The following is a 21,780-nucleotide window of genomic DNA, read 5'->3' as shown; positions in this document are numbered from 1 at the left end:
GCCACAAAGACACACCGGCGGCGGAGCCGCCCTAGGCTGAGCGCATGCCCCTCGCCTACGGTTTCGCCGAATACGGCGGCCCCGAAACCCAGCAGTTCCTCGACCCCGACGTCCCCGTACCGGGTCCCGGGCAGTTGCTGGTGGCGGTGCACGCGGCGGGCGTGAATCCGGCTGATTGGAAGGTCCGGGCGGGCACCCGCAAGGACACGGTGCCGGTCACGCTGCCGGCCGTGCTGGGCCGGGAGGTGTCCGGTGTCGTCACCGCTGTCGGCGACCGCGTCGACGGCTTCGCGGTCGGGGACGCGGTGTTCGGCGCGACCGCGACCGGGTTCGGTGGATACGCCGAGTACACGCTGCTCAACGCGCACAGCGCCGCCCACAAACCTGAGCAGGTGGGTTTCGCCGCCGCCGCGACCGTCGCGGTGGCCCTGGGCACCGCGTTCGACATCGTCGACGCGCTCGCGATCTCGGAGGAGGACACCGTGCTCGTGATCGGCGCCGGCGGGGGCGTCGGATCCGCCGCGACCCAGCTCGCGCGGACACGCGGCGCGACCGTGCTCGGGGTCGCGTCGGCCGGCAAACGGGACCTGGTGGAAGGCAACGGCGCCACCTGGATCGAATCCGGCGACGACACGGCGACCCGTGTCTCCGGCGTCACCGCGATCGTCGACCTGGTCGGCGGCGCGACCCTCCGGACGTTCGCCGCAGCCGCTCCCGGAGCCCGCATCGTCAGCGTCGCCGATCCGGCCGGAGCAGCGGAACTGGGTGGTTCCGGAGTGGAGCGGCGGCGCACCACCGAGGTGTTCGCGGCCGTTGCGGCTCTCGTCGCGGACGGCACCGTGGACCCGCACATCGAGCGGACGTTCCCGCTGCGGGAGGCCGGTGCGGCGCTCGCCGTCGTCGAAGGTGGCCACGCCCGCGGCAAGGTCGTCATCGTGGTTCGCTGAGCGCACCCGCGGATCGGACGCGCAGCGGGAACGACACTGGGACACTGGTGACCAGGTCCCTCACCAGGAGTCCGCCATGACGATTCTGATCCAGGTCCTCGAGCAGACCTACAGCTCCAACACCCCCTGGGAACAGGTCAAGTACGCGTTCGTCGATTCCGGTCATGTCACCACCCTGCGGCTGGACGGCCAGTGCGGGGTGTGGCTCGACGGCACCAAACACGGCGAATCCCATCGCCTGGCCGCGACCGTGAGTCCCGAGCAGGCGATCTTCTTCCTGCTCACCGTGTTCGACCGGATCGCCCAGTGCAAGCAGAGCGGCGGATCGTGGATCATCGGGCACGACGGCCGAACGGTCTCGTCCATCCACGCCGCCCGGTTTCCGATGACCGTCGACGGATGAGCACCCGGGGCTGATCGATCTCGGTTGTCGGTGCCGGCTGCGACGATCGGCCGGTGCGCGGGGGCAGGGGCGTCTGGGTCGTGGTGGTGGCGGTCGCGATCGTCGCGTCGTTGGGGTGGGAACGAACCGGACCCCCTGGGCCGGCCGCGCCCGGCAGCCCGTCCCGCGAAGACCTCGGGCGGTTGCTCGCCGGCGTCGAGGTGGTGTTCCGGCGCCCGCACGTACCGGGATATCAGCGTGGCTGCGACACCGGCGAGGCGTGCGTCTTCGGACCGGCCTGGTCGGACGACCATCCCGGTCGCGGTGGGCACGACGGCTGCGACACCCGCAACAACGTGCTCGCGCGCGACCTGCGCGAGGCGACGTTCCGTCCCGGCACGGGCGATTGTGTCGTGCTGTCCGGAACCCTCGACGACCCGTACACGGGAGAACGAATCCGGTTCCGGCGCAGCGACGCCCGGGCGGTGCACGTCGACCACATATTTCCCTTGGCAGCGGCGTGGGATCTCGGCGCCGCGACGTGGCCACCGCAGCTGCGCCGGCAGTTCGCCAACGACATCGACTTCAACCTCGTCGCCGTGGACGGCGAGGCCAACGAGGACAAACGCGACCGCACTCCCGCCGACTGGCTGCCGCCCGCTTCGAGCACCCGCTGCTGGTTCGCGGGCAAGTATCTGACGGTCGCGGTGCGGTACGGACTGCCGGTGACCGCGGCCGACCACCGCGCCCTCACCGACGCGGCCGCGACCTGCCCCGATGCGAATCAGCTTTCGCCGATGACGCCGAACGCGCCGTGATCGCCGGAAGGACACACACGCCGCCGAGCGATCGGGTCCGAGCTGTCCACAGGGTCGGCGTACGGTGTCCGTCCGTCTTCAGTGCCGCTCGACTGCCCCGATGTCCCGGCGCCCGTTCATCAGCTTTTCCAACAGCATGATCAGGAGCTGGCGTTCGATCGGGGTGAGCAGAGATGCCCACTCGTGTTCGCGCCGATTGTGATCTGCGAATGCCTTCGTGATGACCGCAGTGCCTTCGGAGGTCAGGCTGAGCGTCGCACCCCGCCCGTCTTCAGGATCGTCCTGCCGATCGATCAGGCCGGCTTTGCGCAAACTGGCCACCAGACTGGACACCGTCGGCCTGGGCATCGAGGACAAACTCGCCACCATGTGCGGACTCAGCGGTCCCGCCACCCACAGGACGAACAGCACTCGGAATGTCGAGTCCGTTTGGTGAAGCGGTCGCAGTGTCTGGACCTCGAGGTCGTAGATCACGGTCCGGGTGGCCCGGTTCAGCGACATGACGAGGCGGCTTGCCTCCATGTCCACACCATCGACGTGGCTGGGGATCAGCCCCTGCGCACGGTCGACCAGGCTCCAATAGTCCGCCACATCGCTGTTGGGGACGTTCGATGAGTCGTTGGGCACGTGGACACACTAGCCGCATGTAGTTCGACATGACCAGAAACTGATTCGGGTTCGAACTTGATTCGGCCGCGGTTCCAGCCGGATGAGCTACTGGGCGGCGACCGCCGACCTGCCAATTTGGGACCGATTACCAGCTAAAAGAGTCCATCACTCCCTATGCCTCGGCAGAGCGGGGGATGTAGACATCCATTCGGTCGTCTTGACATCCGGATGTATGTAATTCAGACTCGTATCACTTTATGTGACCTGCGACTCAGTGAAGTCGCGCCATGACGCCCACCACCGAGTCCCCGTCCGGGAAGCCGGTGCGCCCCAGCCAGCGCGCGAAGAGGAAGAAGTACGCAATGTATTACGAATGGCAGCAATTCGATCCGTCACCGGTCCCCGATACCGCCGAGAGCAGTCGAGTTCACGACGTGGCCGTGATCGGTGGAGGACCGGTCGGTCTTGCCACGGCGATCGCACTGCAGCGACGGGGAATCGACGCGGTCGTTCTCGAGGCCCGTACCCAACTCTCGGACGGAAGCCGCGCGCTCACCCTCAATCGAGAGAGCCTGCATTTCCTCGACACCATCGGTGTGAGCGAGGACTTCATGAAGCTCGCACAGCCGCGCAGCCGCAGCATCGTGTTCCATGGCAGCACCGAACTGTGGCGTACCGAGTACGAAACCGAACTGCACGAGCGCTTTCCCCAGCTGGCGCTCCTGCAGCAATGCTGGCTGGAGCACGTGCTGTTGGACAACCTCCGAGCCCGTGCGCCTCACGCGATCCGGTGGGGCCACACCGTTACGGGCATAGACGATCTCGGTGACAAGGTGCGCATCGACGTCGACGCGCACGGGAGCAACTACCAGCTTCGAGCCCGCTACGTGATCGGTGCCGACGGGGCTCGGGGCGTCACCCGACGCCTCCTCGGCCTTCGATACGAGGACGTAGTCCCTCGCCGCAGCGCCGATGCCCGTTTCATCATCTGCGACTTCTCCATGGACTACGACCTGCCGCCGGGCCGCCGGCTCTTCATCGGACCGGATTACGCACCCGATTCCGTGGCGATCCTGCACTCTCAGCCGTTCGACGTCTGGCGCCTCGACTACCAGGTGCCCGAAGGCACGGATCCCGAAGCAGCTGCCACGCCCGAGACAGCCGAAACCCGTGTCCGCGAACACCTGTCGATGATGGGTATCGACGCGGAACCGACGATTCTGTGGGTCACCACCTACCGGGCTCTGGGACGCACTCTTCCCCGCTACCGGCAGGGCCGGGTGCTGTTCGCGGGGGACGCCGCGCATCAGTCCCCGATCTTCGGAGGACGCGGCCTGAACATGGGATTCGGCGACGTCAATGCCCTGGCCTGGCGCCTGCCTTTCGCACTGGCCGGCGACGACACCCCACTCGACGAGTATTCCGCCGAGCGGACCCATGTCGTCAGCCGCACCCTCGACGCCCTGACACCGGTGTCCCTGTTCATGACCAGCGCCGACGAAGCCTCCCGCACGCTCCGTCGTGAGGTGATGTCTCTGCTTCCCGAGGCCCCTGCCCTGCGGGAACTCATCGACGGCCATGCCGCCGCACACATCTCGGACTTCCCCGTGGACGCTGCGGACAGCGGCGTCGTCGGTCGCCCGCTCAGCGAGCTTCGCGTCACCACGCAGACGGGCGAGGAACGGTATCTCACCGAACTTCTGCCCCCGCACCACTTCCGTATCGAACGACTCTCCGACTCGAGCGACGACGCCGGCACCGCCACGCTGCTGCTCCGCGACGAGGGATCGAAGTCTCCCATCGCCGACACCCACGAGTCGGCGGCGACGCATGTCGTAATTGCGTCCGAAGACGCGGTGCGCGAACGTCTGGGACTGACCGCCGTCGGTGATGCTCTGGTCGGCCGACCCGATCGGGTCGTGTACGTCCGGGACAGCGCCGCGGTCGCTCCCGTCGATGACCGCCCGCACTCGGCTCTGCAGCGAGTGTTCGTCGAACTGTCCGACTCGATGTCCGCCCTCGGGGTGGACGGCTTCCGTACCGCTGCTGCCCGAGACAGCCTGCGTGCCGCAGCCCTCGAAGGAGCAGCCTCGTGACGCTGCCGAGCTCCGTCTCCGACTTCGACCGTCTCCGAATGGGATTCGACTTCCAGGAGTTGACTCTCTTCGGGTCCCTCTCCACGCGGGCTCGTCGCGATCCCGACCGGGTCTTCCTGACCGATCTGGACACCGGCGCCGAGTACACCTACACCCGGCTTGTCGAGGAGGCCGACCTCTATGCCCGCTGGTTCACCGCACGCGGCGTGTCCCAGGGTGCACACGTCGCTGTGCAATTGCCCAACAGCGTCACGCACATCCTCGTCTACATCGCACTCAGCCGCCTCGGAGCGGTCGCGGTGCCCCTCAACACCCAGGCCGCCGGCGACCTTCTCGCCTACTACCTCAGCAATTCCGATGCATCGATGCTCGTCCACGACGCATCGAACGCCGACTCTGCCCGCGTTGCGCAGGAGGCCGGCCTGACGGCGGTCGGGTTCGCAGGTCCGTGGAGCGAGACCGCAGTCGACGGGATCACCCACGCCGCGATCTGCGACGAGGCCGCCTCCACTGCGCCGCTGCCGCCGCACGAAGTCGATCCGACCGGCCTGGGCTACATCAACTACACGTCCGGCACGACGGGACCGTCCAAAGGCGTGATGATGCCGCACATCCGCGCGATGCTGTGGGGCTTCAGCCACGCCGTGTCGTTCGGATATCGTGCCGACGACCGGGTATACATCTGCCTTCCGTTGTTCCACGTCAACGCTTTTCAGGGAGCACTGCACTGCGCGATCGGCGCGGGCTCCCAGGTCTTCCTCCGTCGGCGGTTCTCCGCGTCCAAGTTCTGGGACGACGTGCGCACCGCTCGCATCACCGCCACGAACCTGCTCGGTTCCATGGCCGCGATCCTGTGGAAGAAAGACCCTCGGCCGACGGACGCGGACAATTCCCTTCGCATGGTGATGACCGTGCCGATCCCCGCCTACGCCACGGACTTCGAACGCCGGTTCGGGTTGCGTTTCACCTCCGGCTACAGTCTCACCGACTACGGCCCGAGCCATGCGTACACCCTTGCCGATCCGTCGGAGAAGCTCGGCTCGGCCGGGCGGCTCCGCCCCGGGATGGAGGCCCGGATCGTGGACACCCACGATCTCGAGGTCCCCCCGGACACGAAGGGGGAACTGGTCATCCGGTCCACCGTTCCGTGGAACGACTCCAGCGGGTATTACGGGATGCCGGAAGCCACCGTGCAGAGTCGGCGCAATGGATGGTTCCACACCGGCGACCTGTGCCGCATCGATGCCGACGGCTACATGTGGTTCGAGGACCGGCTCAAGGATGTGATCCGTCGGCGCGGAGAGAACATCTCCGCCTTCGAGCTCGAAGGGATGGTCTCGAAGATCGACGGCGTGCGCGACGTCGCCGCGATCGCGGTTCCGTCCGAACTCGAAGAAGACGAGATCGCGCTGTTCCTCGAACTCGAGGACAGCAGCCCCGAGGCCCTGGCGTCCCTGCAGAAGGAATGTGAGGAGGCACTGCCCCGCTACATGCGGCCGGAGTTCTACGTGCACGTCGACACCTTGCCACGCAACGCCAGCCACAAGATCGAGAAATACAAGCTGCGGGACCGGTACGCGAGTGCCGCCGCATTGGAGCCCCACCGGAGGACGCAGTGACGAGCACGATCTGGACCCACGGTCGGCGTGTCCCCGGCATCACCCCGGACACCGCCGACTACTGGACCGGCGGAGCAACCGGCCGGTTGCGTATCCAGCACTGCTCCGCGTGCGAGCAGTGGCAGCACCCGCCGAGCCCCGTCTGCCGACGGTGCCGCACGGCCACCCATCTGGCATCCGACGCTGTCAGCGGACACGGCCGCGTCGCATCGTGGACCACCAACGAGCAGCCCTGGTTTCCCGGCCAGCCGGTGCCTTTTCGTGTCGGATACGTCGAACTGGTCGAACAACCCGGCCTGTACGTCTTCGGAGGTCTGATCGGCGGCGCCGATATCGACGACCCCACCGACAAGCCCGTCGTCACCCGCTTCCAGCAGCAGGGTGAGGCGTGGCTGCCCGTTTTCGAGATCACGGACGAGGAGTGACGCCGGTGCATGCCGAACGAAACGTAGCCATCACCGGTATCGGTTTGTCCGAGGTGGGGCGCCGCACCACCGCGAGCGCCCTGTCCCTGACCGTGGACGCGGCCCTGGCCGCGATCACCGACGCCGGGCTCACGGTCGACGACATCGACGGCATCTCGACCTATCCGGGAGCCGCGAACACCGGCGGCGGGTTCGCTCCCGTCGGCGCACAGGACCTGCGTCTTGCGCTGGGACTGAACGTCAACTGGTACTCGGCCGCCGCCCTGGACTCGCCGAGCCAGTTCAGCGCGATCGTCAATGCGATCGGTGCACTGTCCGCAGGGCTCGCCCGTCACGTCCTGGTCTTCCGCACCGTGACCGAGGCACAGTCCCGGGCGCGGGACAAGCAGGCGCAGAGTTGGGCCGGATCATCCGGGGAGATCCACGGCTTCTGGGAATGGACCGCACCGTACGGTGTCGAATCCCCCGTGCCTTGGTACGCGACCTACGCACAGCGGTACATGTACGAGCACAAGCTGACCCACGAACAGCTCGGTGCCATCGCCGTGAACGCCCGTACGAATGCGGCGGGCAACCCCTCGGCCGTCTACCGCGAACCGCTCACGCTCGACGACTACCTCGACAGCCGCATCGTGTCCTGGCCCCTACGCCTCTACGATTGCGACGTCCCGGTCGACGGATCGGTCGCTTTCGTGCTCTCCCGACTCGACGACGCCCGGCACATGACCAATCCACCGCTACGATTCGAGGCCGTCGGCACCGCGATGGGGGCCGGCGGATTGCGTGACCCTCTCGACCTGACCTCGTTCGGGGCCGAGAAGGCGGCTGCGATGCTCTGGGATCGGTCCCGGATTTCTCGTCGTGACGTGCGCGTGGCGCAGATCTACGACGGCATGAGCATCCTGACGGTGCACTGGCTCGAGGCTCTGGGCTTCTGCGCCAAGGGCGAGGTCGGGGCGTTCGTCGAAGGTGGCACGAATATCGGATTGAACGGAGAACTACCGATGAACACCGGTGGCGGCCAACTCTCGGCCGGGCGCTTGCACGGACTGGGACATCTCCACGAGGCCTGTGTCCAACTGTGGGGACGCGGAGGATCGCGGCAGGTCGGCCGAGAGCCGGACGTCGCCGCAGTAAGCATGGGCGCCTACGGCCTCGGCTGTGCACTGCTGATGAGAGAGGACTGACGATGCCGAATCTGTTCGATCCCATCGACCTCGGCCCGTTGTCCCTTGCCAATCGAATCGTCATCCCTCCCATGTGTCAGTACAGTGCCCGCGACGGACTGGCCACCGACTGGCACCTGATCCACATCGGCAGCCTGGCCCTGTCCGGCGCGGCACTACTGATCATGGAAGCGACCGCGGTCTCCGAGGAAGGACGGATTACGCCGGACTGCCTCGGCCTGTGGCGCGACGACCAGTCCGAAGCCCTTGCAGCACTGGTGAAAACAGCACGATCCCACTCGTCGATCCGGCTCGGTATCCAGCTGTCGCACGCCGGTCGCAAGGCTTCCAGCCACAGCCCGCGAACCGGCGGATCGGGCCCCCTGGAAGCGACCGAGGGCTGGCCGACGATCGGTCCGAGCGCCGTTCCGGTGTCCGAGCGGTGGCCCGTTCCGACGCCACTGACCGTGGACGATATGGACCGCGTGGTCGAGCACTATGTCGCCGCCGCGAATCGAGCCGTCGATGCCGGGTTCGACCTGATCGAACTGCACGGTGCTCACGGATATCTGCTCAGCTCCTTCCTTTCCCCGTTGGCGAATCAGCGAACCGACGAGTTCGGCGGTGACTACGACAACCGTGCACGCTTCCCCCTACGGGTCTTCGACGCCGTGCGCGCAGCCGTACCGCACACGGTGGCACTCGGTGTGCGCGTCAACGGAACCGACTGGGCAGAAGGGGGAATCACCCCCGACGAGGCATGCCGCTTCGCAGTCGACCTCGAACAGCGTGGGGCCGATTTCATCCACGTCAGCAGTGGCGGGAACGCGCGCGGTGACATCCCGCTCGGCCCCGGCTATCAGATCCCGCCGGCGCGGGTCATCCGCCGGCACGTGAACCTCCCGGTCATCGGCGTCGGCCTGATCAGCAGCCCGGTCCTCGCCGACGAGTTGATCGCGGACGGCAGCGTGGACCTGGTCGGAATCGGCCGAGGCCACCTGCACAATCCGCACTGGACCTGGTCGGCGGCGGAAGTTCTGGGCCATCGCCTCGATGTGCCGTACCAGTACGCCCGGGCCAGAACCAGCACGTTCGAACCCCCGAAGTCATGGCAACATCTCGGCCGCCAGGAGGTACAGCCCACCACGTGAACAGACTGTCGGGGCTTACAGAAATTCTTCGCGCCACGGCGCGACGCGAACCGAACACCTTGAAAGCCCAACGCATCCTTCCCCTTTCAACGAAGTGGACTTTCACATGACCTTTCTCCAAATCGCCTCTGTGGTGATACTCCTCGGATCGTTCATCGTCGCATCGGTGTGGACGATCAACATGGGACTGCTGCTCCTGGTCGGCGGCACCGCGATCGCATACTTCAGCGGAATCTCGCTGGATGTCGTCGCAGAGTCGTTTCCCAGTGAGACCTTCATCCTGATCGTCGGGATCACGTACTTCTTCGCAGTGGTCGAGTCGAGCAAGACGATGGACTTCATCGTCGACGGGCTACTGCGCCTGCTGCGCGGTTCGATCGCCCTGGTGCCTCCACTGCTGTTCGTGCTCTCGGCCGCGGCGACCGCGATCGGTGCCTATCCGCCGGCCGTGGCCGCTCTCGTCATCCCGGTTGCGATGCGACTGGCCAGGGACTACAACATCAGCCGGTTCCTCGTGACGATCATGGTCGTGCACGGCATCCTTGCAGGCAATTTCGGCCCATTGGCGACTCCCGCGGTCTTCACCGCAAAGCAACTCACCGAAGCCGGACTCGAGCCGATCACCCTCCAGCTGTTCGTGAGCCATGTGGCGATCAACGGTCTCGTCGCCGTCATCGCCTACTTCCTGTTCGGTGGTGCGAAGCTGGTGCGTGCCGGCCGGATGTCGGTGGCGCAGCCGGCGTTGGCCACGGTGGGCGGCGGGCCGGTGTCCGGATCCGCAGGTGGCTCCGCCGATACTCCGGACATCGACGACCCGTCCTCCGCTGCAGGCCGGGGCACAGGACACGGACGGCCGAACGCCTACCAGATCGCCACGCTGATCGCGCTCACCACCTTGCTCGTCGCGTCGCTCGGTTTCGGCATGGACATCGGGTTCAGTGCGTTGGCACTGGGTCTGCTGCTGACACTCCTCTTCGAGCGCAAGCAGAACACCTTCATCAACGCCATGCCCTGGGGCGTCATGCTGATGCTCGCCGGTGTCCTGATCTACATCGGCATTCTGACCGAGATCGGCACGATCGACGCGATCAACGACTCGCTGTCCAGCATCGGCTCCGCGTCCGGCGCCGTCCTCGCCCTGTCCTGGCTCAGCGGCATCATCTCGGCGTTCGCCTCGTCGATCACCGTCATCGGCGCCACCTTGCAGCTCGCCCTCCCGCTCGTCTCGGGTGACATGAGCACCCTGTCTGTGGTCGGCCCGGTCACCGTGTCCACCACGATCGTCGACGCGAGCCCCCTGGGCATCATCGGAGCCCTCGCTCTGGCGACGGCCGAGCCCGAAGCTCGTCCGAAGTTGCTGCGCTCGATGTTGCTGTGGGCCGGCACGATGGTTCTCCTCGGTCCCCCGCTGGCGTGGCTGCTGCTGACCGTTCTGTGAACCGCACAGCCGACGAGCAGGAAAGCCGACAAGGAGAATTCGGATGAACACCCAGATCCCGTGCCCGACCCAGGTGTCGACCGACGACGTCGTCGCCGTGCACCAGCTCTACGGACGCCAAAGTCACGCCATCGACTCCGGTCGGGCCGAGGATTGGGCTGCCACGTTCACCGTGGACGGGGAATTCCTCTCGCCGAGCTATCCCGCTCCCGCCCGCGGAGCCGACGAGCTGGTCGCGTTCGCCGAACGGTTCCATGCCGACTGCCGAGCACGTGGTGAAGTCCTGCGTCACGTGCTCGGCACGGTGGAGGTTCGACCGGCAGGCCCGGGCACACTGCACTCTCGGGCATACCTGCAGATCGTCGGCACCCCCGCAGGTGATTCGGTTCGACTGCACCGAATCACCGTGCTGGAGGACGAACTCGAGATGACCGCGGCCGGATGGAAGATCCGACGCCGTACCGTGCATCCCGACCGGTGAAACCACCGCCGCCCAGACGGGATCCGTTGCCACGACGGTCACGGCAGTACAGGCGGAGGCAAGTGCCACGTCGGCCGTCGACAGCGCCAGCTCGATAGCTCAGTGCCGCCTCACCATTCACCGTGCGGGCCGAACCACTCCGGTTCGGCCCGCACGGTGTTTCACGTGACGGCCACGGGTTCGGCCCCGTCAACCACTCCCGTCGCTGCTGCAGCCCGACACTGTCATCGCGAGTCCTTCGGGTTCGGCGCCAGCTGCGCAGCCCGGCCCTGCAGGTAGCGCTGTTCGGGAACGCTCGCCGTCAGCCTGGCCGCGTCGAGGTACGCCGCGCGCGCCGCGGCCGCCTCACCCGCCATCTCCAGCAGGTGCGCCCGGACCGCGACCGCCCGATGGTTGCCGGCGAGCCGCCGGTCGTCCGCCACCGTCGCGAGGAGATCCAGGCCGGCGCGGGGGCCGTCGAGCATGCCCACAGCGGCCGCTCGGTTCACCGTGACCATCGGGTTGGGTGCGACGTGCGACAGCACCCGGTACAGCGCGACGATCTGCGCCCAGTCGGTGTCCTCGGCGCGGTCGGCCTCCGCGTGCAGCGCGGCGATCGCGGCCTGCAGTTGGTACGGCCCGGGCGGGGCGGCGCTGAGCGCGGCGGTGACCAGCGCGATTCCCTCGTCGATCTGCTTCCGGTCCCAGCGGGTCCGGTCCTGTTCGGTGAGGGGAATCAGCGCGCCGGACGGGTCGGTCCGGGCGTCGCGGTGGGCATCGGTGAGCAGCATGAGCGCGAGCAGGCCGGTGGTGTCGGCGTCCTCGGGCAACAGCGCGTGCAGCAGGCGGGTCAGGCGGATCGCTTCGGCGCTGAGTTCGTGGGAGGTCAGGTCGGGTCCGCCGGAGCTGGTGTAGCCCTCGTTGAAGATCAGATAGAGCACGTGGCGAACCGCCTGCAACCGTGCGGCGCGGTCGGCCGCAGCGGGCAGGGTGAAGATCGCGCCGGCGTCGCGGATCGCCTGTTTGGCGCGGGTGATGCGCCGGGTCATCGTCGCCTCCGGCACCAGGAACGCCCGCGCGATGGACACGGTGTCGAGCCCCCCGACCGCGCGCAGGGTCAGCGCGATCTGTGAGGACGGTGACAGCGCCGGATGGCAGCACAGGAACAGCAGCGTCAACGTGTCGTCGCCGTCGTGCCCCACGTCGGCGAGATCGATGACGGACCGGTCCGATTCCATTGCCGCCCAGGAATGTTCGCGGTCGCGGCGGGCACTGTCGCTGCGCCACTCGTCGGTGAGCCGCCGCTGCGCGACTGTGATCAGCCAGCCGCGCGGATTCGACGGCACACCCTCCGCCGGCCACTGCCGGTGCGCCGCGAGCAGCGCCTCCTGCACCGCGTCCTCGCACGCGTCGAACTGTCCGTGCCGCGCCGCGAGGTACCCGAGGACCTGCGGCGCGAGGGTGCGCAGCAGGTCCTGCGGGTCGCTCACATCTCGGCCCCGCCGTCGTGCATCACGGCCCGGACCTCCATCGCCCCGCCGTAGCGCACGTCGGGCCAGCGCGCGGCGATCTCCACGGCGCGGTCCCGGCTGTCGACATCGACCTCGACGTAGCCGCAGAACTGTTCCTTGCTCTCCATGAACGGCCCGTCGGTGACGGTGTGCGCGGTGGTCGTCCCCTGCCGCACGGTGCGGGCGGTCGACGGGTCGGTCAATGCCTGTCCGCCGACGAGTTCACCGGATTCGGTGAGTTCGGCCATGATCGCGTCGACCTCCGCGAACAGTTCCTCCCGCGCGTTGTCGCTCAGGTCCTCGACGAAGTCGGGACGGTTGTAGATCAACAGCATGTATTTCACGGTCGTCTCCTCTGCCGTGCCCCCGGATGGGGCTTCACCCCTGAAGTCGGATCTGCGGAGCAGATCCGGACATCGCGGATCGCGCATTTCTGTTCGCCGATGTCCGGACGACGTCGCGGTCTCCGACTTCACTGTGACACGGGAACGATTTCCACCGGACGATTCGAAGGAGTTCGACGATGGCACGGCTTCGGGTACAGAATTTCGCGATCACGGTCGACGGTTGCTCCGCCGGGCCGGATCAGAGCCTGCAGAACCCCGGCGGGATCGGCGGGGAACGGATCCTCGGGTGGGTGCACGAGACCCGGTCGTTCCACCGGTCGTTCGGGAAGGACGGCGGAGAGACCGGGATCGACGACGACTTCATGGCCCGCGGGATCGACGGGATCGGCGCAACGATCATGGGCCGCAACATGTTCGGTCCCATCCGCGGAAGGTGGGAGGACAGCGACGAGTGGTCGGGCTGGTGGGGCGACGAACCGCCGTTCCATCACCCGGTTTTCGTGCTCACCCACCATCCCCGCGATCCGATCACCCTGGGCGGCGGCACCGTCTTCCACTTCGTCACCGGCGGCATCGAGGACGCGCTCGCACAGGCCGTCGAGGCCGCCGGCGGCGCGGACGTGCGGGTCGGGGGCGGTCCCGCGACCGTCCGGCAGTATCTGCGCGCGGGGCTGGTCGACGAGATGCACCTGGCGATCGTGCCGGTGCTGCTCGGCCGCGGCGAGCGCGTGTTCGACGACGATGTGCTCACCACCGATCTCGAGTGCGTCGAGTTCGTCGCGTCCCCCTCCGTCGCCCATGCCCGATTCGTCCGCGTCGGAAGCGCCCCTTATGACGGTTGATGTACCGATATTTCTGTACACCGATCGTCATCTCCGGCGCGGACGGAGTACCTGGCGGTGTGCGACGGGTTTAGGTTGGAGGTCATGGCTCCGCGGATCAACAAGGACACCCGGCTGTGCATCTCCCTGTCGGGCCGGCCCAGCAACATCGGCACCCGATTCCACAACTATCTGTACGACGAACTCGGCCTGGACTACGTGTACAAGGCGTTCGCGCCCACCGACATCGAGGCCGCGGTCACGGGTATCCGCGGGCTCGGCATCCGGGGTGCTGGGGTGTCGATGCCGTTCAAGGAAAAGGTGATCCCGCTCGTCGACGTGATGCACGAGTCGGCCCGCGCGATCGATTCGGTCAACACCATCGTCAACGAGGAAGGGGTGCTGCACGCCTACAACACCGACTTCCAGGCGGTGCTGGACCTGCTCCGCGACCACGGCGTCGATCCGGCTCTGTCGGTCGCGGTCGCGGGCAGCGGCGGCATGGCCAAGGCGGTGGTCGCGGCGGTCCGGGAACACGGCTTCACCGACGTCACCGTCATCGCGCGGAACGAGGCCGCCGGGACCGCACTCGCCGACCGGTACGGATACGTGTGGCGAGCCGACCTCGGCGACTCCTCCCCCGCCGTGCTGATCAACGCGACCCCGATCGGGATGGCGGGCGGTCCCGAAGCCGACGCACTGCCGTTCCCCTCCGCCGCGGTCGAGGCCGCGACGGTGGTCTTCGACGTGGTCGCGATGCCGCCCGAGACACCGCTGATCCGGGCGGGACGCGCCCACGGTCACACGGTCATCACCGGCGCCGAGGTGATAGCGCTGCAGGCGGCGCTGCAGTTCGCGCTGTACACGGGCGTGACCCCGACACCCGACCAGGTGCGCCGCGCGTCGGAGTTCTCCCGCTCCTGACGTTGCCGATCACGGCCGGTCGCGCAGTTCCTCGGCCTTCGCGAGCAGAACCGCGCGCTCCCGTTCGTTGCCGGTCAGCCGCGCAGCCTCGAGCAGCTCGGCGCGGGCTTCGTCGATGCGGCCCAACTGCCGGAGCAGCTCGCCGCGCACACTCGGCAACAGGTGGTAGCCGGCGAGTTCGCCGTCGGCGACGAGCTTGTCGACGTATTCCAGCGCGGGCGCCGGGCCGTACGCCATGGACACGGCCGCGGCGCGGTTGAGTTCGACCACCGGCGACGGCGCTACCTGCCCGAGCGCCTCGTAGAGAAGCACGATCGTCTCCCAATCGGTGTCCTCGAAAGTGGCTGCGCGCGCGTGACACTCGGCGATCGCCGCCTGCAGGGCATACGGTCCGCGACCCCGGCCGACCGCGTCGGCGCGGGCGAGGGCCGCGACGCCGCGGGTGATCTGGGCGCGATCCCAGCGCGTGCGGTCCTGGTCGGCCAGCAGGATCGGTTCTCCCGTCGGCGTGGTGCGGGCGCCGAAGCGAGCCGCCGTGAGTTCCATCAGGGCGACGAGCCCGTGGGCTTCGGGTTCCTGCGGCACGAGTTCGGCGAGGATCCGGGCCAGCCGCAACGCCTCCGCCCCGAGATCCGTCCGCATCCATTCGGATCCCGAGGTCGCGGCGTATCCCTCGTTGAACACCAGGTAGAGCACGTTGAGGACGGCGCCCAGCCGGTTCGCGAACTCCGCGCGCGGCGGCACCTCGAACGGGACCTTGGCCGCGGTGAGGGTCTTCTTGGCACGCACGATGCGTTGCTGCACCGTCGCGGTGGGGATCATGAAGGCGCGGGCGATCTCCTCGGTGGTCAGGCCGCCGACCACCCGGAGCGTCAACGCGACCTGCGCTTTGCGGCCCAGCACCGGGTGGCACGCGATGAACATCAGCCGGAGCACGTCGTCGTCGATGCGATCGGGATCCCAGGCCTCGTCGTCGAAGCGCGACGCGTCGAGGTCGCGCGCGATCGCCGCGTAGCGCTCGTCGAGCAGGTCCCGGCGCCGCCACCCGTCGATCGCCCGGCGTTTGGCGACGGCGGTCAGCCAGGCCGCGGGGTTGCGGGGAACCCCACCGGCCGGCCACTGCTCGAGGGCTTCGAGCAGCGCCTGGCCGGCGAGGTCCTCGGCGAGATCGAGGTCGCCGACGATACGGGTCAGCGCTGCAACGATTCTCGCCGATTCGATGCGCCACACCGCCTCGACGGCCCGGCGTGCGCGTTCTGCGTCGGCGTTTTCGCCCACGGCTCAGCCGCTGATCGGACGGTCCGTGCCCAGCTGCTCGCGCCAAGCTGCTTGCTTCCGGATGTACTCGTTGCTCTGGTCGAAGTCCTCGAGTTCGTTGACCCGGCGCACTTCGAGTTTGCTGCCCGGACCCAGCGGGCAGCGTCTCGCCCATTCGGCTGCCTCTTCCTTCGAGGCGGTCTGGATGATCCAGAAGCCGGAGAACAGTTCCTTCGTCTCGCCGTAGGGGCCGTCCGACACGAGCGGAGGATCGGAGTCGAAGTCGACGACGAATCCTTCCTCGGGGTCGGACAGCCCGTCTCCGGCGAGCAAAACACCCGCCTTGATGAGCTCTTCGTTGTATCGGCCCATCGCGTTGACGATTTCCGTGAAATCCGCTTCCTTCGACGCTGCGAGGGCCTGGTCGGTGACTCGCAGGATCAGCATGTACTTCATGAGGTTCTCCTCCGTCACGGGACCGCATCTCCGGTCCGTTCACGTACACGTCGAGCAGCGCGGCCGGCGATCGACACTTCGCGGAGAATTTCTCGGCTCCGTGGGCCGGCGGCATCGACCGTAGTCGGATCCACGGACGAGGAGGGCCGAATTCAGATCGTCCGAGCCTCCTCGAGCAGATCGAGAACCTCGCCCGCCACGGCGGTGGCGATCCGCATCTCGGCACGTGTCGCGTCGCGGGTCGTGGGATTCTGCAGACCGAAGTTGTTGACCCACGCGACCGTCCGGGCGGATTGGAACATCAACGTCGTGGTCCGCTCGGCGCCGAGCAGATCGCCGACGAACCAGCCGGTGAAGAACGGTCCGAGGTCGGTGCCGTACACGGCCTTGAACTCTTCGGCGATGCGCGGTGCGGCGGCGACGAGGGCGTTCCCGAAAGTGTAGAAATCGCGGGTGTGTTCGGGACCGGATCCGATGGTGACGAGCGCTTCGGGGAAGTCGGTGACGAGATGTGCGACGATCGCCGCGGTCAGCACCCGGCCGGGACTGCGATCGCACTGCTCGGTGAGCGCGAACGCGTCGGCCCAGTGCGGCGCCGGGGTTCCGCCGGTGACGTACTCGTGCAGGTTCGCGACGTACAGGCGCACGACCTCGACGGCAAGATCGCTCGCCCACTGCTCGTCGTCGTAGATGCCGGCGTTGAGCGTCGGACCGGTCAGCTCGAGGATCTCGTCGAACGCCAGCACGAACGTGCCGCGATAGTCGCCACTGTGGACGAGCAGCTCGCGCAGCTGCGCGATGCGGTCGCGCGCGGCGTCGAACGAGTCGATACCGGCGGGATCGGTGACCTCGGCGAGGCGGGCCTGTTCGAATCCGGAGGCCGCGGGCACGCACTGCGACGAGACAGGGGCACCCGTATCCGCGGCGCCTGCGGCGGGAGCAACCAGGGCACAACCGAATGCGAGAACTACGGCCGATGTCGCGAATCCAGTCAATTTACGCATCCTAAAAAAATACAAATTTTTAGACCCTAAGCAAGTACCAATTTATAAATCCTAAGAAAATAAATATGCACCGAGAATGCCTCTATTTGTCCGCCGTGGCGGTGCACGAGCGGACGCCGCGGCCCGGGCTGCGGCAGAATCCCGTCGGTGACCACCGACTCGCAGACACCGGTTCCGCTCTCCCAGCCGATCGGCGCCGGAATCGTCACGGCCCTGGTCGGATTCACCAGTTCGTTCGCGGTCGTGCTCACCGGCCTGCACGGAGTGGGCGCATCGGGGCCGGAGGCCGCATCGGGCCTGCTCACGCTGTGCGTGACACAGGGCGTCGGCATCCTGTGGCTGGCACGGCGCTACCGCACCCCGATCACCCTGGCCTGGTCGACGCCGGGCGCCGCCCTGCTCGCCGGGACCGGTGCGGTCGCCGGGGGCTGGCCCGCCGCGGTCGGCGCGTTCGTCGCGGTCGGGCTGGCCGTTGTGCTGACCGGACTCTCGCCCCACCTGGGGCGCCTGATCGCGGCGATCCCGACGTCGCTGGCGCAGGCCATGCTCGCCGGTGTCCTGGTGCCGTTGTGCCTGGCCCCGGTGACCTCTCTGACCGCCGACCCCGCGGCGATCGCCCCGGTCGCGCTGACCTGGCTGATCGTGCTGCGACGACGCCCGCGGTGGGCGGTCCCGGCCGCATTCGCCGCGGCCGCGGTCGTGATCGCGATCGACCTGGCGCGCTCGGGAACTCGTCCGGCGCCGACGGATCTGCTGCCCTCGGTAACGTTCACCGCACCGGCGTGGACCTGGCAGGCGCTGCTCGGCATCGCGTTGCCCCTGTACATCGTGACGATGGCCTCGCAGAACATCCCCGGAACCGCGGTGCTGTCGTCGTTCGGCTACCGAACGCCCTGGCGCGCAGCGATGACGGTGACCGGGCTCGGCACGGTGCTCGGCGCCCCGTCCGGCGGGCACGCCATCAACCTGGCGGCGATCAGCGCTGCCCTGTCGGCGGCGCCCGAGGCCGACCCGGACCCGAACCGCCGCTGGGTGGCGGCGTGGACGGCCGGCTGGTCGTACCTGGCACTCGCCCTGCTGTCCACCGCGGTGGCGACACTGGTGGCGCTCGCCCCGGCCGGGGTCGTCGAAACGGTTGCCGGGCTTGCACTACTGGCCACCCTGGGCAGCGCGCTCGCATCCTCGTTGCGCGACACCGACGGTCGTGAAGCCGCGGTCGTGACGTTCCTGGTCGCGGCGTCGGGGCTGAGCGCCTTCGGCATCGGAGCGGCCTTCTGGGCGCTGGTGGCGGGTCTCGCGGTGCGCGCGGTCCTGTCGTTCGAACAGTCGAATTCGGGTACAGGAAAGGTTGTGGAGCGGTAACGATTCGGCCCGAGCAAGCCTCGACGGTCTCTCTTCAGGTGAAGTTCGATGCTTCCTGACACAATGATCTAGTGACCAACCGCCAGCCGACGACTCCCGACGCGCAGCCCGACCCGGCCCGCTTCCCGGCGCTGTGGCCGATGCAGACACGTTGGGCGGACAACGACCACTACGGCCACGTCAACAACGTCACCTACTACTCGTACTTCGATTCCGCGGTCAACGGCTGGCTCATGGCGACGACCGGCGTGGACATCCGCGAGCTCGACGCCATCGGTGTGGTCGCCGAAACCTCCTGCCGCTACATCGCGGAACTCTCGTTCCCCGACCGATTGCAGGTGGGCATCGACGTCGACCGCCTCGGCAAACGCAGCATCACCTACCAACTGGCGATCTTCCGCGAGGGCCCGGACGGCGCGCTGACAGCGGCAGCGACCGGGCGTTTCGTGCACGTCTACGTCGACGCGCGCACACGCAGACCGGTACCGATTCCGGACGAGATCCGCAAGGCCGTGATGCAGCTGGTCAAGGGCGCGCCGGAACGACCGGCACCCTGAACCGCAGCCCTTACCAAGCATCCGCTTGGCAGGGTATTCATTTACCGGATTAGACTTCGTCGGGACTGTGCAGTTCCATCCAGAGGAAGTGATCCGAAGACATGCGCGATGCAGTGATCGTCGAGGCTGTACGTACCCCCATCGGCAAGCGCGGCGGCGGCCTGTCCGGCGTCCACGCCGTCGAACTCTCCGCCCACATCCTCCGCACCATCGCGGAGCGGACCGGAATCGACCCCGCCCTCGTCGACGACGTGCACTGGGGCACCGTCCAGTCGGTGGGCATGCAGTCCGGCAACATCGGCCGCATGGCCGTGCTCGGCGCCGGCTGGCCCGAATCCGTCCCCGGCTTCACCATCGACCGGCAGTGCGGCTCCTCCCAGCAGGCCATCTCGACCGCCGCGGCCGCCGTGATCTCCGGCCAGGCCGACCTCATCGTCGCCGGTGGCGTCGAGATCATGTCCGCGATCCCGCTCGGCTCGTCCTCCCCCGAGGGCACCGGCCCGATGGGCGGCCCGGCCCGCGACCGCTACTCCGAGGAGCTCACCGCTCCCGGCTTCAACGGCCGCTTCAACCAGGGCGTCGGCGCCGAGATCATCGCCCGGCAGTGGGGTCTTTCCCGCACCGAACTCGACGAATACTCGGTGCAGTCGCACGAGCGCGCCGCCCGCGCGCAGGACGAGGGCCTGTTCGCCGACGAGACCGCCCCGGTCACCCTGCCCGACGGCACCGTGATCGACACCGACGAGGGCGTGCGCCGCGGTTCGACCGTCGAGAAGCTCGCCGGGCTCAAGGCTCCGTTCCTAGAGAACGGCGTCGTCACCGCCGGTAACGCCTCGCAGATCTCCGACGGCGCGTCCGGCGTCCTCGTCACCACCTCGGAGAAGGCGAAGGCCCTGGGCCTCACCCCGCTCGCGCGCGTCCACACCGCCGTCGTGACCGGCGACGATCCGGTCAAGATGCTCACCGGCCCCATCCCGGCGACCGCGCTGGCGCTGAAGAAGTCGGGTCTGACGATCGACGACATCGACGCCTTCGAGGTGAACGAGGCGTTCGCGTCGGTGCCGCTGGCGTGGCTGCGCGAGACGGGTGCCTCGATCGAGAAGCTGAACCCGCTCGGCGGTGCGATCGCGCTCGGTCACCCGCTCGGTGGCTCCGGTGGCCGTCTGGCCGCGACGCTGATCCACCACCTGCGTCGCACCGGTGGTCGCTACGGTCTGCAGACCATGTGCGAGGGCGGCGGCACCGCAAACGCCACCATCTACGAGATCCTCTAACCGCGGAACGGTCTGTGGGCGGCGGCAGGGCCCAGCAGCGCCGCCGCCCCGGCCACCAGCGCGTCGCGCCGGTGCGCGTAGTCGTAGCCGCCGCAGAATTCGCGGTAGTCGACGTCGAATCCTTTCGCGCGCAAGAGGTCCCGAGCCTCGCGATTCTCCTCGATCAGCCGCGGTTCGAGTTCGCCCGCGGTCATCCAGAATCTCGAGCCGTGCGTCGCGAGGTCGTCGAGTTGCCGCTGCACGGACTGCGCCGTCTCGTCGGGTTGCCCGGGCATACCGGGTCGCGGCCACCAGAACGACCCGGACAGGCTCACCGCACCACCGAAATGCTGCGGAGCGTGCAGCGCCGCGTAGGTGGCGGCGAGCCCGCCGTAGCTCGATCCACCCACCAGGACGGAATCCGCCGCGCCGGTCGCATTCCACTCCGCCCGCAGCCACGGCAGGAGGTCGCCGGTGAGCGCTTCGAGAAATTCTGCGCTGCAGGGAAGTTCGCGTGATCGCGTCGCGGGATCGATGCTGTCGATCATCACCACCAGCGGAACACGCACGCCGCGTTCGGCGAGCAGGTCGAAGGCCAGCGCGTGCGGGATCTCCACCGCCGCAACCTTGCCGTCGAACACCACGAGGACGGGACGGTCGGCCGCGGCGAGTCCGGGAGGCTCACAACAGTCGACGAGAAGTCTGATACTCCGTAATACTCTCCGATTCTTCCTGTTGTTCTGCTGCGTTTCCCGGAAAGGGCGGGATCGGCACGCACCGCAGGGCCGGTCACCGCATCGGCGCAGACCCGACCCGGTCGTGACGCGGACCGCACCGAATCTGTCGGTGCCCGACGCTACGGTCGACGCCGCAGTCGAGCACGACGAGATGTTCCCGGCAGGAACCGATCGACGACGACACGGGGCGGGGGGTGAACGGATGAGCAACACCGCACCGATGGGCCGGCGCCCGTTCGCGTTCACCACCCGCCCCCATCGTGCGGTCGACGACAGCACCGGCGAGCCGATCGGACTCGACGACCTCGATATTCGCATCGCATGGCTGCTCGACCTGATCACCGGCGCCGAAACCGAACTGCTCACCCGACTGTGGCACCCGGACACCTTCGACACCCTGGCCGCCGGCCGTGACCGCGACGGCCGGGCACTGCCCCAGC

General features: G+C 67.9%; 22 protein-coding genes and 1 pseudogene. 16 read left to right on the top strand and 7 right to left on the bottom strand.

Features of this window, described 5'->3' with window-relative positions:
- The first annotated feature begins 44 nt into the window (after positions 1–44).
- From M1M07_RS19080 to M1M07_RS19070, 3 genes are all read left to right on the top strand, one after another.
- Complete coding sequence (locus M1M07_RS19080) at positions 45–947, top strand: NADP-dependent oxidoreductase (protein WP_248675208.1); 903 nt, start codon at positions 45–47, stop codon at positions 945–947.
- Positions 948–1,023: 76 nt separating this feature from the next.
- Positions 1,024–1,350 (top strand): hypothetical protein, encoded by a 327-nt coding sequence (locus tag M1M07_RS19075; RefSeq protein WP_248675207.1) that lies wholly within the window; start codon positions 1,024–1,026, stop codon positions 1,348–1,350.
- 86 nt (positions 1,351–1,436) lie between these two features.
- On the top strand, positions 1,437–2,147 hold the full coding sequence (locus M1M07_RS19070; RefSeq protein ID WP_248675240.1) for an HNH endonuclease family protein: 711 nt from the start codon (positions 1,437–1,439) through the stop codon (positions 2,145–2,147).
- A gap of 78 nt (positions 2,148–2,225) precedes the next feature.
- On the opposite strand, the gene M1M07_RS19065 is transcribed toward M1M07_RS19070, so the two are convergent.
- Positions 2,226–2,774 carry a MarR family transcriptional regulator gene (locus M1M07_RS19065; RefSeq protein WP_197252428.1) on the bottom strand — a complete coding sequence of 183 codons (549 nt, stop codon included), beginning with the start codon at positions 2,772–2,774 and terminating at the stop codon, positions 2,226–2,228.
- A gap of 269 nt (positions 2,775–3,043) precedes the next feature.
- Between M1M07_RS19065 and M1M07_RS19060 the strand changes: the two genes are divergently transcribed.
- From M1M07_RS19060 to M1M07_RS19030, 7 genes are all read left to right on the top strand, one after another.
- Positions 3,044–4,852, top strand: coding sequence for an FAD-dependent oxidoreductase (locus tag M1M07_RS19060; RefSeq protein ID WP_248675206.1), 1,809 nt, complete (start codon positions 3,044–3,046; stop codon positions 4,850–4,852).
- A complete protein-coding gene (locus M1M07_RS19055; protein WP_248675205.1) occupies positions 4,849–6,471 on the top strand; it encodes an AMP-binding protein in 1,623 nt (540 codons plus the stop codon). Before M1M07_RS19060 ends, M1M07_RS19055 begins: the two co-directional genes overlap by 4 nt.
- The gene (locus tag M1M07_RS33040; RefSeq protein WP_248675204.1) at positions 6,468–6,896 is read left to right on the top strand and encodes a Zn-ribbon domain-containing OB-fold protein; all 429 of its coding nucleotides are present in this window, start codon (positions 6,468–6,470) and stop codon (positions 6,894–6,896) included. The genes M1M07_RS19055 and M1M07_RS33040 overlap by 4 nt, the downstream gene beginning before the upstream one ends.
- Before the next feature lie 5 nt (positions 6,897–6,901).
- The gene (locus M1M07_RS19045) at positions 6,902–8,083 is read left to right on the top strand and encodes a thiolase family protein (protein WP_248675203.1); all 1,182 of its coding nucleotides are present in this window, start codon (positions 6,902–6,904) and stop codon (positions 8,081–8,083) included.
- Positions 8,084–8,085: 2 nt separating this feature from the next.
- Complete coding sequence (locus M1M07_RS19040) at positions 8,086–9,213, top strand: NADH:flavin oxidoreductase/NADH oxidase (RefSeq protein WP_248675202.1); 1,128 nt, start codon at positions 8,086–8,088, stop codon at positions 9,211–9,213.
- Positions 9,214–9,319: 106 nt separating this feature from the next.
- Positions 9,320–10,651, top strand: a complete 1,332-nt coding sequence (locus M1M07_RS19035; RefSeq protein ID WP_248675201.1) for an SLC13 family permease — start codon at positions 9,320–9,322, stop codon at positions 10,649–10,651.
- A 43-nt stretch (positions 10,652–10,694) separates the two neighbouring features.
- On the top strand, positions 10,695–11,132 hold the full coding sequence (locus M1M07_RS19030) for a nuclear transport factor 2 family protein (RefSeq protein ID WP_248675200.1): 438 nt from the start codon (positions 10,695–10,697) through the stop codon (positions 11,130–11,132).
- 224 nt (positions 11,133–11,356) lie between these two features.
- On the opposite strand, the gene M1M07_RS19025 is transcribed toward M1M07_RS19030, so the two are convergent.
- Positions 11,357–12,601, bottom strand: a complete 1,245-nt coding sequence (locus M1M07_RS19025) for an RNA polymerase sigma factor (RefSeq protein WP_248675199.1) — start codon at positions 12,599–12,601, stop codon at positions 11,357–11,359.
- Positions 12,598–12,957, bottom strand: a complete 360-nt coding sequence (locus tag M1M07_RS19020) for a YciI family protein (RefSeq protein WP_248675239.1) — start codon at positions 12,955–12,957, stop codon at positions 12,598–12,600. Before M1M07_RS19020 ends, M1M07_RS19025 begins: the two co-directional genes overlap by 4 nt.
- A gap of 188 nt (positions 12,958–13,145) precedes the next feature.
- Between M1M07_RS19020 and M1M07_RS19015 the strand changes: the two genes are divergently transcribed.
- Both M1M07_RS19015 and M1M07_RS19010 read left to right on the top strand, forming a co-directional pair.
- The gene (locus tag M1M07_RS19015; protein WP_248675198.1) at positions 13,146–13,811 is read left to right on the top strand and encodes a dihydrofolate reductase family protein; all 666 of its coding nucleotides are present in this window, start codon (positions 13,146–13,148) and stop codon (positions 13,809–13,811) included.
- Positions 13,812–13,895: 84 nt separating this feature from the next.
- The gene (locus M1M07_RS19010; protein ID WP_248675197.1) at positions 13,896–14,714 is read left to right on the top strand and encodes a shikimate 5-dehydrogenase; all 819 of its coding nucleotides are present in this window, start codon (positions 13,896–13,898) and stop codon (positions 14,712–14,714) included.
- Between the two features lie 9 nt (positions 14,715–14,723).
- Here M1M07_RS19010 and M1M07_RS19005 read toward each other — a convergent pair whose 3' ends face one another.
- The 3 genes from M1M07_RS19005 to M1M07_RS18995 all read right to left on the bottom strand — a co-directional run bounded on the left by M1M07_RS19005 (position 14,724) and on the right by M1M07_RS18995 (position 17,431).
- Complete coding sequence (locus tag M1M07_RS19005; protein WP_248675196.1) at positions 14,724–15,992, bottom strand: RNA polymerase sigma factor; 1,269 nt, start codon at positions 15,990–15,992, stop codon at positions 14,724–14,726.
- A 3-nt stretch (positions 15,993–15,995) separates the two neighbouring features.
- Positions 15,996–16,427, bottom strand: coding sequence for a YciI family protein (locus tag M1M07_RS19000; RefSeq protein ID WP_248675195.1), 432 nt, complete (start codon positions 16,425–16,427; stop codon positions 15,996–15,998).
- 152 nt (positions 16,428–16,579) lie between these two features.
- Positions 16,580–17,431: a DUF5995 family protein gene (locus tag M1M07_RS18995; RefSeq protein WP_248675194.1), complete on the bottom strand. Its 852-nt coding sequence runs from the start codon at positions 17,429–17,431 to the stop codon at positions 16,580–16,582.
- A gap of 147 nt (positions 17,432–17,578) precedes the next feature.
- Here M1M07_RS18995 and M1M07_RS18990 point away from each other — a divergent pair, with 147 nt between their 5' ends.
- From M1M07_RS18990 to M1M07_RS18980, 3 genes are all read left to right on the top strand, one after another.
- Positions 17,579–18,793, top strand: coding sequence for a benzoate/H(+) symporter BenE family transporter (locus M1M07_RS18990; protein WP_248675193.1), 1,215 nt, complete (start codon positions 17,579–17,581; stop codon positions 18,791–18,793).
- 71 nt (positions 18,794–18,864) lie between these two features.
- Entirely contained in the window at positions 18,865–19,350 is a 486-nt protein-coding gene (locus M1M07_RS18985) for a thioesterase family protein (protein WP_248675192.1), read from the top strand.
- Between the two features lie 101 nt (positions 19,351–19,451).
- A complete protein-coding gene (locus tag M1M07_RS18980; RefSeq protein ID WP_197252412.1) occupies positions 19,452–20,624 on the top strand; it encodes a thiolase family protein in 1,173 nt (390 codons plus the stop codon).
- Here the strand turns inward: M1M07_RS18980 and M1M07_RS32800 are convergent.
- On the bottom strand, positions 20,621–21,658 hold the full coding sequence (locus M1M07_RS32800; protein ID WP_282582156.1) for an alpha/beta hydrolase-fold protein: 1,038 nt from the start codon (positions 21,656–21,658) through the stop codon (positions 20,621–20,623). The two genes, M1M07_RS18980 and M1M07_RS32800, sit on opposite strands and share 4 nt — an antisense overlap.
- On the opposite strand from M1M07_RS32800, the pseudogene M1M07_RS18970 reads away from it, so the two are divergent.
- Positions 21,543–21,780, top strand: a pseudogene (locus M1M07_RS18970) (transposase); the annotation flags it as partial. The gene M1M07_RS32800 and the pseudogene M1M07_RS18970 sit on opposite strands and share 116 nt — an antisense overlap.

Source organism: Rhodococcus sp. HM1, from assembly GCF_023218075.1.
Taxonomy (GTDB): domain Bacteria; phylum Actinomycetota; class Actinomycetes; order Mycobacteriales; family Mycobacteriaceae; genus Rhodococcus.
This window is presented reverse-complemented; position numbering and strand designations above follow the sequence as displayed.